This window comes from Methanolobus sp. (assembly GCF_016278385.1).
Lineage (GTDB): Archaea > Halobacteriota > Methanosarcinia > Methanosarcinales > Methanosarcinaceae > Methanolobus.
This window is the reverse complement of record NZ_JADQBY010000031.1, coordinates 1-15512: the sequence shown is the minus strand read 5'-3', so window position 1 is coordinate 15512 and position 15512 is coordinate 1. Positions and strand designations below refer to the sequence as shown.

Genomic DNA, 15512 nt, shown 5'->3' with positions numbered 1-15512 from the left:
ACGCCTTTCATCTCCCCATCTTACGAAAGGAGACTTCTCGGCTTACAAGTTAAAATTATATTCTCGATGTCGGAAACTTTAAGTGATTGGTCATTTTTAGAGGACAGTGGAGTGAGTATATTTACTACATTATCAACGAGATCTTTTACAGATATTTCTTCATATATGAGTTCCATTTCGCCTGCTTCTATCTTAGAGAGGTCCAGTATGTCATTTATTATGGTCAGCAAATGTTTTCCACTGCTTGAAATGTTTGATGCATAGTGGTTTTGCTTTTCGTTCAGTCCTCCGGCAATTCCTTCTGCCAGCAGATCTGAAAAACCGATAATGGAATTAAGAGGTGTGCGAAGTTCATGGCTCATAATAGCAAGAAATTCACTCTTGGCACGATTCGAAGATTCTGCATGTATCCTGGCTTTAAATTCTCTGTTCTTTTCCTCCATTTCCCATAAAGCTCTTTTGTGGAGGAGACAGGCTTCAAGGGAAAATGAGAATTTGGATATTACTTTGTTTAACTGGCTAGCTACAATCTCCGGATTTTTAAGCTGTTTCATCCAAAAAAGATTTAGAACTCCGAATTCTTTAAGCGGGCAGAGCATACATGAACCGGTTGTTAAATTTTCCTCTGTAATATAGTCTTTAAAATTACTGTCATATGAACTCAGGATAAGTACGTCATCATTTGGAATATCTGATAATATAGGGTGTGAGAGTGGAATTGTTTTTTCGGTACTATAATACTCAGGATGTGCATATACAAGACTTGCACTATCTTTTTCGCTGAAAGATAGATATTCATCTTTTATCCATACTGACACATAGTTTACTCTTTCTCTAGTCATAATTTTTTTTAAAAAGATGTCGCAATTCTCATTAATGTTCAGTGAGTTGCCAATAGACAGAGATAGCTCATAGAGTAAAGAAATCTGGTTAAAGATATCAGTGTACTGTACTTTTTTATTCATGAAAAATCCCAACGACAATGGTTTTATTCAAAAACTCGATCATATCTTCCCCCATTGAAGCGATTTCCCCACGTGACAGAACTCCTTCTGGGATTGTCTCTACATTTCGGGCTTTTAATCCGTTTGAAATTGCAACTAATTCTTCTTCAAAATCTTTCGGATGGTAAATTGTTCTTCCTATACAATCCAGTACAAGACAATATTTGACGTGCAAATCTTTTTCACTAAAACAATCCTTCAGTATTTTCTCTGCAGAACTTATCTGTGAAGCTTTATCACTTTTTAGGATATTGAGAACAGCATTTTCTGGTACGTCTCCTCCGCATATAAGATAGCCTTCATTGCTTGCTATAATAACTTCCCGAACAAGGTCTTCATGATTTTCAGTATAAATACCAAATGGATAATGTCTTGATGTCTCGTAAAAATCATTTCCAGTGAATTTTTTCCCAAAGTCAGATTCAACTATTTCCCTGTAGACCTCAAAAGCATTCCTCCAGTTGAGTTCTTTGATGATAATTCCATCACTTTCTGTTACGACTATCGGGCCAATCGCCTTTTTCCATCCATGGTGTACTCCTAATTTACATTCCATGTCAACGAAAGATATAATGGCAGCATCTTGGAAAAATCCATCCGGGGTGAAAATACATTTTCTGGAACTCACATCAAGGAAACCGGCACCACATCCAATGTACTCAATAGAATCTGCAAAGAGATTAAAGAAGGAAGAAAGGAAAGAGGAAATATTCGAAGACTGAGAGTCAACGATTATAAAAGCCGTGGAGCTCTTTTTCTTTATGGATCTGAAGGGTTGTATCATTTTTTCTAGTTCGTGAGGAGAGTTACTTATATCCTGTATCAAAATTGGCTTTTGCATTGCAGGGAGGGTAAATATTATTGCTCCTTTATTGCATTTTTTAGGACCATATATAAGTCCTGGAAAAATAGCACCGATAAAATGTATTTTTCTTTTGTTGAGCTCGGATATCAAATATGCGATGTCAGGTAGTTCTTGCTCAGCAAGCATAATGAAGACCGTTTCATTTTTCTGAATGTCAAGCTTCTCTATGGCATTAACAATTTCATGCACAGTTGATGTAAGGATGTACATAAGCCCTCTTTTTTATAGAATCTCTGGAAGAGTATTGTTTGACTATGATTCAATTTTTAGGATAATGGGTTTGTTTACGATTAATCTTTATTTTATGTGTTGCACCCTTATATATGATTGCATTATATATAATTAATTAATTCTAAAATTATTGCATGCTGTTTTGTTGTAACATGAATAAAAATACATTTTCTTTATTTCAGGTCATTGTTTGTGTAAAGAAATCACATACATTTCCAAAGTATTAAATATATTGTATACTGTTATCCTAACAGAAAAAATGCCAGAAAAAAAACAAATTCCTGCCGACATTAAACTGGTTATAGCTCTTGTTCTGCTCACTGACCTTTTTGTGCTGGTTCCTTTTCTTAGTGAGAGCCCTGTACGCATTGTTCTGGGTCTGCCAATGGTTTTGTTCCTTCCGGGATATGCACTTATAGCAGCTCTTTTCCCTGGAAGTGATGATCTTGATGGTATAGAGCGTATCGCCCTGAGTTTCGGGCTTAGTATTGCTGTTGTTCCACTGATGGGGCTTGCTTTGAATTACACCTCGTGGGGAATCCGGCTTATTCCTATACTGGCATCACTTACTGTTTTCACAATTATTATGGCTTCAGTGGCTATGTATAGAAGGCAATTGCTGGTTGATGGGGCTTTTTCTGTCCCCTTCATGGAAATGTATGAATATGTTAAAACTGAAGTAAACACTGAGCCTGAATCAAGACTTGACCGCATACTTACGATTGTTTTGGTGCTATCTATACTTGTATCTGCAGTGACCCTTGTATATGTTGTTGTCACTCCAAAACAGGGAGAGAAATTCACCGAATTTTACATACTTGGTCCTGAAGGGATGGCAGATAACTATAGTACCCAGCTCGTAAAAGGTGAGAGTACGGCTGTTATTGTGGGAATAGTTAACCATGAGTATTCTGCAGTAAATTATTCCGTAGTTGTCAAGCTGGACAATGATACTGTGGATGTCTCAGAGAATTTAGAACATATATCGCTTAATCATAATGCAACCTGGGAGACCGGTGTGTCTTTTATTCCTGAGGTTACTGGCGATAATATGAAGTTACAATATTTGCTTTACATAGAGGACAATATGACAGAACCTTACAGGGATCTGCATCTCTGGATCAATGTGACCGGGAATAAAGATTTAGGTATGGGTATGAACAATTCAAGCATGTTAACCCCTCTGGAAAATGCTACTTCTCACTAACATGGTCTGCAACTTTTTTTTGCAAATACAAAATGTATTCATAGCTAAAATGATGGCACATATTTTATATAGTTATATAGATTTTGAGGTTGTTTTTTAATTTTGATATATTTATACTCAATCAGATAATATTTAAAATATATAGACAATGTTAAATAAATGTCTGACGTTGTATGCATGGAGTTACAACAAAATTTATGTTTAATTTGTGGGTCAGATATGGGGATGCATTATTGTGAATCAAAAAATATTGTGGTTGCTATATAATATTCATATTAAAAGGTGTTTCATTTTTTTAACTACGATTACCATTGTTTTGATGGCATTGTCCTCATCTGCACTTGCAGATGTTCAGGAAGGGTCTATAAAAATATCTCCGGAAAATCCTCAACCGGGTGAGGCAGTGACTGTAATTGGTCAGGCAGATGCGGGTGAAGTAGTGGATATTTCAATATCTTTTGAAAAGGTACAGGCAGTTTCAAATGGGGAATATGAGTATAACCTCGGAAAAGTGACAATTCCTGCAGGTTCTAAATCTTTCAGCTTACAAGCAGAAGGTGTTAATAGTCTTGATATTTCTGTCAGTATTTTTGGCGTACCTATACCAGTTTCGGATAATTTAATAGCTATAAATGGTGATGTAGCTTCCTTTGGAACCAGTAAAATTAATAGTGGTACATATGCTATCTCTCTAAGTGGTACTTCTTCCGGGGGTGAAATTACTTTTTCATTTGGTGCTAATGGTGCTATTACTGCTGATGATAACAGTCATTTTGAGTATACATATACCACCGAGAACATGCCAGAAGGTGACTTCAATCTGAATATGGGTGGTCAGAGCAGACAGCTTACTCTTGGATACACCGATAGCTCAGCATCTTCTTCTTCAAGTGCAGCAAAGAGTAGCAGTAGTAGTCATACTGGAACTGAGTTCAAAATGGTACCTGCAAATACATTAGGTGTTGATGACGAAGAAACAGATGTAGGGGAAATTACAGAAAGTGATGTTTCAGATGTTTCAGATGTTTCTGAGAGCCTTGAGAGCATCACTGATTCCGACTATCAGGAAGGGTATATAATGAACAATCAAACGTCTAGTAATAATGACCTTCCTCTTCTTGGGACTGTAGGTGCAATCATCGGAATTTTCTGTATTGGTGTTATTTTTCTCGGTTACAGAAAAAACAGATTCAAATAAAAACTTGAAGGCAAGGTTAGCATGTTATGCGATGTTCTTGTCCTCAAACTTCTTTTCAAATATTCAGTAATATTGATGAATTAAAAAAGATATCAGATTATTTCTGTGATTTATTTCTATTTAGTATTGATGATGTTTAAAATCATGTATACCTTTTTGAATAAAATTTTCAACAAAAAGTAATTATAACTTAAAAATATATTTTATTGTTGTGTTAAGGCATAAAGAAAAAACAAAATCCAACATTTACGGAATCAAGGGGATGCACAATGTACACTCATGGCAGGGTCTTGCAATTCATTTCAAGAACAGTTCACGTGTATTAAAATGTGAAAGCTATGAATCATGTGACTCCGATAAAAGATCACGTGCCTGTTTTTATTCAATAAAAAGGCCTGATGCTATCTATATGCTCCAGTCAGAATTTAATGTCAGCATTACTATTGCCGATAAACTAATAGATACTCTGGTTGATATGGGTGTTACAAAAGCTCTCAGATGCCGCAGGGCAGATTCATCAGGTTATTTTGATGAAAGTGCTCGTATGCTTGCGTTTGAAGATGACCTTTAAAAGCCAATCAAAACTTTATTAAGCCAACAGGATAATCCTGCACCCATGTTTACGATAATCACAGGTGCGCAGTTTGGCGACGAAGGCAAAGGTAAGATAGTTGACCTCATGTCCGGTGACTATGATCTGGTTGTACGTTTTCAGGGAGGGGACAACGCAGGTCACACTGTAAAGGTAGGTGAGGATGTATACAAGCTCCATCTTATTCCATCGGGATTTCTTCTTAATTCAAGGGTGTTAATTGGTCCTGGTACTGTCATGAATCCGGAAGTACTGGCAACAGAAATAGATATGCTTGCAGAAGGCGGCATAAAGCTTGATGCTAAAAGGGTTGGTGTGGATGCAAAAACCAGCATTATAATGCCATACCATATCGAACTTGATGGTCTGCGGGAATCCATGAGATCCGAGAAGATAGGCACCACTAAGCGTGGTATCGGTTATGCATACATCGATAAGGTTGCCAGAGATGAGATCCGCATGGCTGATATTGTAGATAAGGATCGCTTCCTGAAAAGGCTTGAAGAACTTGCTCCTTCAAAAGAAGCAGCCATAAAAGATCTTGGTGGTGACCCTTCCATGGTAATGGACGAGGCACTCATAGATAAATATGTAAAACTGGGTGAACGTTTTGCACCTTATATCACTGACGTATCATATGAAGTAAACAAAGCTCTTGATGAAGGCAGGAATGTTCTTGCTGAAGGTGCACAGGGAACGCATCTGGATGTAATACACGGAACCCAGAAATTTGTGACATCATCCTGTACTATTGCAGGTTCAGCTTGTGCAAACATTGGTGTTGGTCCCACGAGGGTTGACAGTGTTCTGGCTATTGTTAAAGCCTATATCACTCGTGTGGGCGAAGGGCCACTTCCAACAGAACTTCTCGATGATATCGGGAACCAGATACAGCAGGTTGGGCGTGAATTTGGTACAACGACTGGTAGGTCAAGAAGGTGTGGATGGTTCGACCTTCCGCTGCTTAAAAAAGCCATATATCTTAACGGTTATACTTCCATTGCTCTTACTAAACTTGATGTTTTGTCCAATCTTGATCCTATCAGGGTTTGTGTGGCATATGATCTTGATGGAAAAGTCCTCGACTATCCGCCGGAAGATACGTCAGAGCTTGCAAGATGTAAGCCTGTATATGAGGACCTGGCTGGCTGGGAGAATGATCTCACAGGGGTAAAGGAATTTAATGACCTTCCACAGGCAGCAAAGGACTATGTTTTTTACCTTGAAGGTAAAATGGGTGTCCATGTTGAATATATCTCAGTTGGTCCTGCAAGGGAGCAAACCTTCAACAAATAGGGCAGATACGCAAGAACTGCCGAAAAGCGTATATACTACTCAATAGTTTAAACATCACAATCCAGCTGAACTATCACCAGATGCAATTGAGTCCTGCAGATGGTGGGTATCTTAACAGATATTATAATTCAGGAGAATATTATGACAACTGTATATGACGTTCCTGCAACCGAATTAATAGCAAAGGTCGCAGAAAAGTTAAAAGAAAATGATAAAGTTACTCCTCCGGAGTGGGCAGCATATGTAAAGACCGGTGTGCACAAACAGCTTCCGCCAACTGACAGCGAATGGTGGTATACAAGATGTGCCGCAGTACTCAGGACAGTGTACACTCAGGGCCCAATAGGTGTTGAGAGGTTAAGATCTGTCTACGGTGGAAAGAAGAACCGTGGAGTTGCTCCTGGTGTAAAAGCAAAGGGAAGCGGTTCAATTGCAAGAACAGCTCTGCAGCAGCTTGAAGAGGCAGGTTTTGTACGTGCTCTTAAGAGCGGTCGTGTAGTAGCACCACCGGGACAGTCCCTGCTTGACAACGCTGCATATCAGGTTAAACAGGACCTTGTGGAAAGTATCCCTGGTCTTGCTAAATACTGAATGCATATTTCCTGCCCGATAACTCATAAGGAATCATTGCTTACATTCCTGTAAAGCATAGGTGACTTTCATGACGGATGATCTTGAAGAAATAAGAAGAAGAAGACTTGCGCAAATGCAGCAGCAACAGGCAGCTCAGCAGCAGATGGGTGCCGGCGATATGCAGGCAGCTATGCAGCAGGAGCAGGCACAAGCTGAAATGGATGCTAAAAAGCAGGCATTGATGCGTCAGATTCTGACTCAGGAAGCACGTGAAAGGCTGACAACTCTGCGCCTGTCCCGCAAGGAACTGGTAGATCAGCTTGAGTCACAATTGATCACGCTTGCACAAAGTGGCAGGCTTCAAACAATGATCGATGATGAAAAGCTCAAACAGCTTCTGGTTCAGATGCAACCTAAGAAGAGGGAACCGACTATAAAGCGTATGTGAGTACTCTCTATGCAGGTATCAGTCTTATTCAGCGGTGGAAAGGATAGTTCTCTTTCTGCAATATTGCTGGAGCCGTTCTTTGAGGTCGAACTTGTGACATGTGGTTTTTCGTTACTTCCTGTAGGGGAGGTGGCTTCTCAAACTGCAGAAAGGCTTGGTTTTCCCCACAGGGTTATCAAACCTGACACATCGATCCTTGAAAAGGCATATGACATGATCATGCAGGATGGTTTCCCAAAGAATGCCATAAACTACATTCATAAAAGCTTTATTGAGCATCTTGCCACAGATGATAACATAAACTTCATAGCCGATGGAGTTCGCCGTGATGATCGTGTTCCTGTATTGGAGCATTCTGAGATCAGAAGCATTGAGGATCGTTTCGGGGTCCATTATGTGTGCCCTCTAAAAGGGTTCGGACGTGCTGCGGTCAATGAACTTGTGAAAGAGCATCTGATCATTGAGGAAGGTTTAAGCGAGAACGTCCTTAAAGCGGATTATGAAACCGAACTTCGGGAAATTATAAGTCAACGCAATGGTTCGGGAAAGATCAAGGAAATATTTCCCACACATGTGCAATCACATGTTATCGAACGCAGGAAAGCAGACAGAACAGAACAACATGATTAAAAGTTTATAACTAATTATGTTATAAGTTCATAATTCAATCAATACTTTAATACATATCAATCATAGCATAGGTGAGACAAGTGAGCCACAATACTAAAGGACAGAAGACAAGGCTGGCTAAAGCACACAGGCAGAACCACAGGGTTCCTACCTGGGTCATCATTAAGACAAACCGCAAGGTTGTCAGCCATCCAAAGAGAAGACACTGGAGAAGAAGCAGTCTCGACGTGAAATAAAGTAGGTGATTACAATGGCAGAAGACGTAGTAAAAGAGCAGATCTACACAATCCCCCTCCGCAAAGTGAAGGCAACCCCTCGCTGGCAGAGATCCAGAAAGTCTTTAAAAATGATCAGGGAATACCTTACAAAACACATGAAAGTTGAACCTGATATGATCAAGATAGACAAGACGATCAATGAGAAGATATGGGAACGCGGTTGTGAGAAACCACCTTCGTCAATTCGTGTAAGGGCTGCAAAGTTCGAGGATGGCGAAGTGCAGGCAGAACTTGCATAAGTTCTCTTGGAAATAGTCCAGTCTATAGATCAAAAAAATGATAAGAACTATAACTATTCAGGCAAGCCCCATAATTGGGGCTTTTGCAACGTGCACTGAAGATGTAGTGCTAGTGCCACTGGGCACGCCAGAACACGAAAAAGACACTATTGGACAATTATTACATGTTGATGTAGTGGAAACTCTAGTTGATGGAAGTGCTATTGTGGGTTCACTTTGTCGTGGCAATTCTAATGCAATACTTGTTCCAATGCATTCCAGTCTAAAGGGGCAGGATAAGATCGACACTCCTGTTATTGATGTGCCTGGGAAGATAAATGCAATGGGTAATGTTGTCCTTGCCAATGACACGGCTGCACTTGTGCATCCGGATCTTAGTGACCATTCCATTGAATTTATAGGAAAGGCTCTGAAAGTCGATGTCAGGCGTGGCACGATAGGTGGTATCAAGACTGTTGGCATGGCCGGAGTTGCAACCAACAAAGGTTTGTTGGTGAACCCAAAGGTAACAGCTTCAGAGCTTGAAATGCTCGAAGAGATGTTTGGACTTCCAGTGGAGGTAGGTACTACGAATTTAGGTACTCAGATGGTAGGATCCGGGCTACTCGCAAATTCTAAAGGTTACGTTGCAGGTTCACAGACAACAGGTCATGAACTTGGAAGAATAGAAGACGCATTGGGCTTTTTATAATAATTTACAGGTGATTCAAATGAAGACATTTCAGGTCAAAGGCACATTTAAAGCCGGAGTAGTATGGGCAAAGTTCACAAAGGTCATTGAGAGCCAGAACGAAAAGAATGCACTTGATAAAGTGTACTCACTTTTTGGCAGCAAACATGGTCTCAAAAGGAACTTAGTTAAAATCGAAAGTATCAACGAGGCATAATCCATGGCAGATATGAATGGACAGGATCCAAGGGTGTTCGTAAATCAGCATCGTGAATTCCAGAAACGTGCAGAAATGGTGCAGCAGCAGATTGGTATGGTCCAACTTTCAATGGAGGATTGTAACCGGGCTCTTAACACTATTGAAGAACTCAGCAATGTTTCTGAGGGTTCTGAAATGATGTTCCCTATTGGTTCCGGTTCATTCGTATATGCTAATGTCAGCCACATCGATACGATAGTGGTTGATGTTGGAGCTGGGATCAGTGTTGAAAGACCCGTCACGGCTGCAAAGGAGATATTGCAGCGTCGTAGGGAAAGGCTTACATCAGCTCTTGAGAACATGAATAATACCCTGCTTCAGCTTACTCAGCAAATACGGACTATTGAAGCTTTCCTCGCCAAAATGCAACAGGCGCAGGGAATTCCAGGTTCCCAGTGAACCTTTTTTCTATTTTTAAAAATGTAGTGGGTTGTATCAAGTGTTCAATAAACTTAAGTCAAAACTTAGTGGCTTCAAGGAAAAAATCGGAACCAAAATTGATGAGAAGGCAGTTGCTGTAGAACCTGAGGAAACTATCGACGTCCCTCTGGTTGAATTATCAATGTCTGATTCCTCTGTACAGGAAACTCCTGCTGAGGTATCGGCAGAAAAAACTCATCCTGTTTCTGAAAGGGAACCGGTCCAGCAAGAAACTAAGAATAATAAGAAGTTTGGTTTTGCCCAAAAAGCAAAAGCTCTTGTTTTTGAAAGGGAATTCATCCTTGAAGAAGACGACCTTGAAGAACCATTGTGGGATCTTGAAATGGCTCTTCTTGAAAGTGATATTGCCCTCTCTGTATCAGAAGCTATTGTTGAGTCTGTCAAAAACCAGCTTGTAGGTACAAGGCGCCGTATAGGCAGCAACACTGGCAATATTGTTGAAGAAGCTCTCAAAAAAGCAATATACGATGTAATGAGTGCTAATGTTTTTGATCTCGATGAATACGTAAAGAATGCCAGTAAGCCCGTACACATTGTTTTTATTGGTATCAACGGCACAGGAAAAACGACTTCCATTGCCAAGCTTTCAAAACGTTTTAAGGACCAGGGTTTGTCTGTAGTAGTTGCTGCGGGTGATACATTCAGGGCAGGTGCAATAGATCAGCTTGCCATACACGCCAATAAAGTTGGAGTAAAGATAATCAAACATCAGGAACAGGGTGATCCTGCTGCTGTTATTTATGATGCGATCCAGCATGCAAAAGCACACAAAGCAGACATTGTACTTTCAGATACAGCTGGTAGAATGCATACCAATATCAATCTGATGGAGCAGTTAAAGAAAGTATGCCGTGTAGCTCCGCCCGACCTTATTATCTTTGTTGATGAAGCAGTTGCAGGCAATGATGCCGTTGAAAGAGCAGCCCAGTTCAATGCTGCTGTTCCAATTCATGGTTCCATCCTGACAAAAACAGATGCTGATTCAAAAGGTGGTGCAGCAATATCAATTGCATACATCACAGGAAAACCAATATTATTCCTTGGAATGGGGCAGGGGTATGATGACCTGCAAAAATTTGATCCGCAATGGTTTGTGGACCAGTTATTTGCAGAATAATCCCCTTCTATTTTTTATCTGGTTATTTTACTCTGCCTTATTCCTTACAGCTTTCTTTAAGTTCAGATGCAAGCTTTTCTATCTTCTCGTTTACATCTTTGCCTGAAGCGATGATGCTGACAAAAGCAGAACCAACAATTACAGCATCTGCACCTGCTTTTATTACTTCTGCAGCCTGCTCCTTATTGGAAATACCAAAACCAACAGCCTTTGGAACATCTGTATGAATGCGTTCAAGTATCTTCTTTGTGGAATCTGCCACATCTACTCTTTCTCCAGTGACTCCGAGTCTTGAAACAATGTAGACAAAACCGGAAGTCCTGGCAAGTGTATTCTTCATCCTTGATTCTGTTGTTACAGGAGTAATGAGGAATATGAGGTCAACGCCGTTCCTCTTGCACGCATCATGCAGTTCGTCGGACTCTTCTGCAGGAAGGTCAGGTACGATTATTCCTGTAATTCCGGAACTAGCACAATCCCTGGCGAACTTCTCAGTTCCTCTCTTGTATATCAGGTTGTAATATGTCATGCAGACAAGGGGGACATTTTCTTTAATTGATGCTGCCATTTCAAAATACAGATCAGGGTTCATGCCTGCTGCCAGTGCCCGTGTAGCTGCTGCCTGTATTGTCGGTCCGTCTGCAACAGGGTCGGAAAATGGAAGTCCAAGTTCAATTATATCTGCACCGCCCTTTACTAATGCATGCACAATGTCTTTTGTAGCTTCCGTAGAAGGGTCGCCTGCACATACATAAGCAATAAGTGCCCTCTCCTTCTTTTTATCAAGTTCAGCAAATTTATCTGCTATTCTCACAGGCAATCCTCCTTTCCTTTTGTTGTCTCTCCTTCTTCCTTTAACTTAAATACTGTTTCAAGGTCCTTGTCGCCTCTTCCTGAAAGGTTGATTACCACAAGATCTCCAAGTTCTCCTGTTTTTGCCATCTTCATTACGTATGCTACTGCATGTGATGATTCAAGTGCAGGAATAATTCCTTCAAGAAGGCTGAGTTCATAAAATGCTTCCAGTGCTTCATCATCGCTAACGTTGCATGGTATTATCCTTCCAATGTCTGCAAGATGTGCAAGCTCAGGTCCGACACCAGAATAATCAAGACCTGCAGATACAGAACTTGATTCGAGTATCTGCCCGTACTTGTCCTGAAGTATGAGTGTGTGTGCACCCTGAAGTATTCCTTCTTCGCCTACACAGAGTGAAGCTGAGTGTAGTGCCTCTTTCTCAGTGGTTTTTAGTTCCTTTCCTCCTGCTTCCACCGGGAAGAGTTTTACTTCTTTATCTTCGATAAATGGATGGAATATACCCATGGCATTACTTCCGCCGCCTGCGCAGGCAACGATAGAATCAGGATAACGACCTTCCTTCTCCATTATCTGTTCCTTTACTTCCTTTCCGATCACACTCTGGAAATCACGTACAATCATTGGATATGGATGTGGCCCCACAACAGAACCTATGAGGTAGTGTGTGTTTTCTACATTAGTCACCCAATCCCTGAGTGCTTCATTAATGGCATCCTTAAGGGTCTTTGAACCGGATTCAACTGCGTGGACCTTGCAACCCATAAGTTCCATCCTGTAAACATTCATATGCTGGCGCACAACATCCTTTGCGCCCATGTAGACTTCTGACTTGAATCCCATATTCGCGGCAGCCATAGCAGTAGCTGTGCCATGCTGTCCTGCACCGGTTTCTGCAATAATACGTTCCTTACCCATGTATTTGGCCAGAAGTGCCTGTCCCAAGGTATTGTTCAGTTTGTGTGCTCCACCATGGACAAGATCCTCTCTTTTCAGGTAGATCTTGATGCCGTATTTCTTACTAAGGTTCTTTGCAAAATAAAGTGGAGTTTCCCTGCCTGCAAAGTCTTTCATATAATAGTCAAGTTCTGCAAGGAATTCCGGATCATCCTTGTAACGTTTATAAGCTTCTTCAAGTTCTGTAAGCGCAGGCATCAGCACTTCGGGAACGAACTGACCTCCAAACTTACCATACATCGATTTTTTCATAATCATTCTCCATCTCTTTAATTAATCAAGTGCATCAACAAGTTCCTTAGTTTTGGCATAAATTTCTCCGCTCTTGATTATTGAGGTGCCTACGAGTACTGCATCAGCTCCTGCTTCTATCACTTTTTTGATGTCGTCTGTTGTATGCATGCCGCTTTCACTTATAATTATATGTTGTAAGTTGTTGTTTTTATCAAACTCTTTTATTAACGGGGCAAGTCTAAGTGTAGTATCCAGGTCAATCTCAAGTGTACTCAGGTCACGGTTGTTAATGCCAATAACGCGTGTTTTTGTTTTGAGGGTATCTTCGAGTTCTTTTTCATTATGGACTTCTACAAGAGGCTCAAATCCTTTTGATATGGCTAAGTCTACCATTTTATCAAGATTGTTTCCAAGTATGCCTGCTATAAGTAATATAAGGTCACTCTCTGCTTCGTTTAACTGGACTTCATTGATTATAAAATCCTTGCGTAGCACCGGGATTGATACTTTTTCTTTCACAGCTTTAAGGTTATTCAATGAGCCATGGAAAAACTCCGGTTCTGTAAGGACAGAAATCGCAACAGCACCAGCTTGTTCCATCTCAGTTGCTATGCTGGCAGCATCATCTGGTGTTATGTTCCTAAGTTTTTTACCCGGGGATGCAGGTTTAACTTCAGCTATGACAGCTACTTTTTTCTGAGATTTCATTTGATTTATTATCTTAACAATGTCTCTTTTGTTGTCTCTTGCTTTTTCACTTATGTCCAGGTAATCTTCTGTTCTAATTTTCAGAATTCTCTGTTCAGTAGATTTTACTATATTGGTTATTACGGAGTGCATCGAATACCCACTTATGGTCTATAATGTGCAAGATTGTACATAAGTGTTATTATATTTAATAATATCGGTATGTATATAAAGATCTGCAATTTTTTCAGTTTTACCCTATGAACAGGTACGTATTAAGAGTTCTCACTCTTATCCTGCAAAAAGAAATCTATGTTAGGGTCAGCAGATTCACCAAAGTGGATGGCACCCATTTGTTCCTGTATGCCCAACTTTTCCTGAAAAGCAATTGGAGGGAAATATGCAAGATAAGCAAGCACAGTGCCTATTAAGACAAATAGTCTCGCAAACATTTGCATCACATCAACAATTGCTATCATGTCTGTGAGTATGAAGTCAAAGACAAATGATATGGCTACAAGGGGCAGGGTAGTTCTGTAACGTATTCTTTTAGGCATTTTTTGTAGTAATATGAGTAACAAAAGCCCAAGTATCATTGAAGTGGGTATTACAAAAAGCCCTATCAGGTACAGGTTGATGGCTGTATCGCTGTTGATCATAAATATTGATCCCCATTCTGTTACCATTGGTCCCACAATTCCGTTGTTATATACAAAAATAAGATAGGCAGCTCCGATTATGGTGAATGCCAGTGCAATGTACTCTCCTACTTTAGCACTGCCTGTTATCACGTAAATAATGAAAAATACAAGCGGGACAGGTATAAATGCAAAGGGAATGGCTGTTATAAAATAAAGGATAGCATCTATCTCCTGGTTTCCTATGTAGGCAGTGAACATCCTTGCTGTAGTTGGTAGATATGTCAGTCCTACAATTATCCAGAATATGATCAGCGAAAAAAGTGCAGGTTTGCTATTCTCGTTATAAGTCTCCTTGTTCTGGGAAAGTACCCAGGCAAATGCAAGGGACGATAATGTGATTGCAAAACATATTGTACCATTCAACAGAAGTCCTGGATTCATCTCTGCCTCAATCATGTATTAGATTTCTTTTATTTATATATTTTCATTGTGAAATTGTTGCGTGTTTGTAGTTTGACATTTCCAACCAAACTGTATATATATTATTTATAACTATATTAGTAATATATCCATAATTCATGTGATATAAGAGGAGGATCGTACATGAAAGCAAACAAAGCATTTAATTTAAACAAAAATACCAGGGCTCAGGTGGGTATTGGTACTCTTATCATATTCATTGCAATGGTACTCGTTGCAGCGGTAGCAGCTGCTGTACTTATTCAGACATCTGGCATACTGCAGCAGAAAGCGCAGTCTACTGGTAAACAGTCGACCCAGGAAGTATCATCTAACCTGATGATCAAGAATATTGAAGGAGTACGTGCAAAAAGTGGTGGCACCACTTCTAATACCATTGATATGCTCAAACTTCAGGTAGGACTTAATGTTGGTAGTTCTCCTGTTGATGTGAATCAGGTAGTTGTCTCCATCACAGATGGTACGGTAGCACATAATCTTGTGTATGCAGGTAACGTGAAAACATATGGGCAGATGGATAATTTTAGTGACACAAACGCTACTGCCAATTTGATAAAGTTACTGACTACTTCTGCAGCTCCAACAAAGTATTACTCTGTAGATCGAATACGTGATGAAGATACTTCATTCTCACAGGCTAATCCTGTAA

20 protein-coding genes are annotated in these 15512 nt (G+C 40.1%); 14 read left to right on the top strand and 6 right to left on the bottom strand.

Annotated features, from left to right (window positions below; genetic code table 11):
* Positions 1-20: 20 nt before the first annotated feature.
* Both QZZ23_RS14720 and QZZ23_RS12265 read right to left on the bottom strand, forming a co-directional pair.
* Positions 21-842 (bottom strand): histidine kinase dimerization/phospho-acceptor domain-containing protein, encoded by an 822-nt coding sequence (locus QZZ23_RS14720; protein ID WP_366931354.1) that lies wholly within the window; start codon positions 840-842, stop codon positions 21-23.
* A gap of 115 nt (positions 843-957) precedes the next feature.
* Complete coding sequence (locus tag QZZ23_RS12265) at positions 958-2079, bottom strand: FIST C-terminal domain-containing protein (RefSeq protein ID WP_292470584.1); 1122 nt, start codon at positions 2077-2079, stop codon at positions 958-960.
* Positions 2080-2359: 280 nt separating this feature from the next.
* Here QZZ23_RS12265 and QZZ23_RS12260 point away from each other — a divergent pair, with 280 nt between their 5' ends.
* The 13 genes from QZZ23_RS12260 (at position 2360) to ftsY (ending at position 11048) form a co-directional block, all read left to right on the top strand.
* Positions 2360-3307: a DUF1616 domain-containing protein gene (locus QZZ23_RS12260; RefSeq protein WP_292470581.1), complete on the top strand. Its 948-nt coding sequence runs from the start codon at positions 2360-2362 to the stop codon at positions 3305-3307.
* A gap of 319 nt (positions 3308-3626) precedes the next feature.
* Positions 3627-4505 carry a hypothetical protein gene (locus tag QZZ23_RS12255; RefSeq protein ID WP_292470579.1) on the top strand — a complete coding sequence of 293 codons (879 nt, stop codon included), beginning with the start codon at positions 3627-3629 and terminating at the stop codon, positions 4503-4505.
* A 211-nt stretch (positions 4506-4716) separates the two neighbouring features.
* Positions 4717-5076, top strand: a complete 360-nt coding sequence (locus tag QZZ23_RS12250) for a hypothetical protein (RefSeq protein ID WP_292470576.1) — start codon at positions 4717-4719, stop codon at positions 5074-5076.
* A 45-nt stretch (positions 5077-5121) separates the two neighbouring features.
* Positions 5122-6393 carry an adenylosuccinate synthase gene (locus tag QZZ23_RS12245; protein WP_292470573.1) on the top strand — a complete coding sequence of 424 codons (1272 nt, stop codon included), beginning with the start codon at positions 5122-5124 and terminating at the stop codon, positions 6391-6393.
* Positions 6394-6534: 141 nt separating this feature from the next.
* Positions 6535-6984: a 30S ribosomal protein S19e gene (locus tag QZZ23_RS12240; protein ID WP_292470571.1), complete on the top strand. Its 450-nt coding sequence runs from the start codon at positions 6535-6537 to the stop codon at positions 6982-6984.
* A gap of 70 nt (positions 6985-7054) precedes the next feature.
* The gene (locus tag QZZ23_RS12235) at positions 7055-7414 is read left to right on the top strand and encodes a DNA-binding protein (protein ID WP_292470569.1); all 360 of its coding nucleotides are present in this window, start codon (positions 7055-7057) and stop codon (positions 7412-7414) included.
* Between the two features lie 9 nt (positions 7415-7423).
* Entirely contained in the window at positions 7424-8044 is a 621-nt protein-coding gene (locus tag QZZ23_RS12230; RefSeq protein WP_292470567.1) for an alpha hydrolase, read from the top strand.
* 80 nt (positions 8045-8124) lie between these two features.
* Entirely contained in the window at positions 8125-8280 is a 156-nt protein-coding gene (locus tag QZZ23_RS12225; RefSeq protein ID WP_091935722.1) for a 50S ribosomal protein L39e, read from the top strand.
* 14 nt (positions 8281-8294) lie between these two features.
* Positions 8295-8561, top strand: coding sequence for a 50S ribosomal protein L31e (locus QZZ23_RS12220; protein ID WP_292470558.1), 267 nt, complete (start codon positions 8295-8297; stop codon positions 8559-8561).
* Positions 8562-8598: 37 nt separating this feature from the next.
* Positions 8599-9252 (top strand): translation initiation factor IF-6, encoded by a 654-nt coding sequence (locus QZZ23_RS12215; RefSeq protein WP_292470555.1) that lies wholly within the window; start codon positions 8599-8601, stop codon positions 9250-9252.
* Positions 9253-9271: 19 nt separating this feature from the next.
* On the top strand, positions 9272-9448 hold the full coding sequence (rpl18a, locus tag QZZ23_RS12210; RefSeq protein WP_292470553.1) for a 50S ribosomal protein L18Ae: 177 nt from the start codon (positions 9272-9274) through the stop codon (positions 9446-9448).
* A 3-nt stretch (positions 9449-9451) separates the two neighbouring features.
* Entirely contained in the window at positions 9452-9889 is a 438-nt protein-coding gene (gene pfdA / locus QZZ23_RS12205; protein WP_292470550.1) for a prefoldin subunit alpha, read from the top strand.
* Between the two features lie 40 nt (positions 9890-9929).
* Positions 9930-11048 (top strand): signal recognition particle-docking protein FtsY, encoded by a 1119-nt coding sequence (ftsY, locus tag QZZ23_RS12200; RefSeq protein ID WP_292470548.1) that lies wholly within the window; start codon positions 9930-9932, stop codon positions 11046-11048.
* 37 nt (positions 11049-11085) lie between these two features.
* On the opposite strand, the gene trpA is transcribed toward ftsY, so the two are convergent.
* The 4 genes from trpA to QZZ23_RS12180 all read right to left on the bottom strand — a co-directional run bounded on the left by trpA (position 11086) and on the right by QZZ23_RS12180 (position 14839).
* The gene (trpA, locus tag QZZ23_RS12195; protein WP_292470546.1) at positions 11086-11862 is read right to left on the bottom strand and encodes a tryptophan synthase subunit alpha; all 777 of its coding nucleotides are present in this window, start codon (positions 11860-11862) and stop codon (positions 11086-11088) included.
* A complete protein-coding gene (gene trpB / locus QZZ23_RS12190; RefSeq protein WP_292470544.1) occupies positions 11859-13073 on the bottom strand; it encodes a tryptophan synthase subunit beta in 1215 nt (404 codons plus the stop codon). Before trpB ends, trpA begins: the two co-directional genes overlap by 4 nt.
* A gap of 21 nt (positions 13074-13094) precedes the next feature.
* Positions 13095-13895: an indole-3-glycerol-phosphate synthase gene (locus tag QZZ23_RS12185; RefSeq protein ID WP_292470542.1), complete on the bottom strand. Its 801-nt coding sequence runs from the start codon at positions 13893-13895 to the stop codon at positions 13095-13097.
* A gap of 122 nt (positions 13896-14017) precedes the next feature.
* Positions 14018-14839, bottom strand: a complete 822-nt coding sequence (locus QZZ23_RS12180; protein ID WP_292470539.1) for a hypothetical protein — start codon at positions 14837-14839, stop codon at positions 14018-14020.
* A gap of 147 nt (positions 14840-14986) precedes the next feature.
* On the opposite strand from QZZ23_RS12180, the gene QZZ23_RS12175 reads away from it, so the two are divergent.
* A partial coding sequence (locus QZZ23_RS12175; protein WP_292470536.1) for an archaellin/type IV pilin N-terminal domain-containing protein occupies positions 14987-15512 on the top strand: 526 nt, incomplete at its 3' end.

Excerpts from the sequence above, each read along its gene's own strand:
- QZZ23_RS14720 (WP_366931354.1), bottom strand. The coding sequence starts at position 842 with ATGACTAGAGAAAGAGTAAACTATGTGTCAGTATGGATAAAAGATGAA.
- QZZ23_RS12180 (WP_292470539.1), bottom strand. The coding sequence starts at position 14,839 with ATGATTGAGGCAGAGATGAATCCAGGACTTCTGTTGAATGGTACAATA.
- QZZ23_RS12185 (WP_292470542.1), bottom strand. The coding sequence starts at position 13,895 with ATGCACTCCGTAATAACCAATATAGTAAAATCTACTGAACAGAGAATT.
- QZZ23_RS12215 (WP_292470555.1), top strand. The coding sequence starts at position 8,599 with ATGATAAGAACTATAACTATTCAGGCAAGCCCCATAATTGGGGCTTTT.
- QZZ23_RS12260 (WP_292470581.1), top strand. The coding sequence starts at position 2,360 with ATGCCAGAAAAAAAACAAATTCCTGCCGACATTAAACTGGTTATAGCT.
- rpl18a (WP_292470553.1), top strand. The coding sequence starts at position 9,272 with ATGAAGACATTTCAGGTCAAAGGCACATTTAAAGCCGGAGTAGTATGG.
- QZZ23_RS12235 (WP_292470569.1), top strand. The coding sequence starts at position 7,055 with ATGACGGATGATCTTGAAGAAATAAGAAGAAGAAGACTTGCGCAAATG.
- trpB (WP_292470544.1), bottom strand. The coding sequence starts at position 13,073 with ATGAAAAAATCGATGTATGGTAAGTTTGGAGGTCAGTTCGTTCCCGAA.
- QZZ23_RS12230 (WP_292470567.1), top strand. The coding sequence starts at position 7,424 with ATGCAGGTATCAGTCTTATTCAGCGGTGGAAAGGATAGTTCTCTTTCT.
- QZZ23_RS12255 (WP_292470579.1), top strand. The coding sequence starts at position 3,627 with ATGGCATTGTCCTCATCTGCACTTGCAGATGTTCAGGAAGGGTCTATA.
- QZZ23_RS12245 (WP_292470573.1), top strand. The coding sequence starts at position 5,122 with ATGTTTACGATAATCACAGGTGCGCAGTTTGGCGACGAAGGCAAAGGT.
- QZZ23_RS12240 (WP_292470571.1), top strand. The coding sequence starts at position 6,535 with ATGACAACTGTATATGACGTTCCTGCAACCGAATTAATAGCAAAGGTC.
- QZZ23_RS12220 (WP_292470558.1), top strand. The coding sequence starts at position 8,295 with ATGGCAGAAGACGTAGTAAAAGAGCAGATCTACACAATCCCCCTCCGC.
- QZZ23_RS12265 (WP_292470584.1), bottom strand. The coding sequence starts at position 2,079 with ATGTACATCCTTACATCAACTGTGCATGAAATTGTTAATGCCATAGAG.
- pfdA (WP_292470550.1), top strand. The coding sequence starts at position 9,452 with ATGGCAGATATGAATGGACAGGATCCAAGGGTGTTCGTAAATCAGCAT.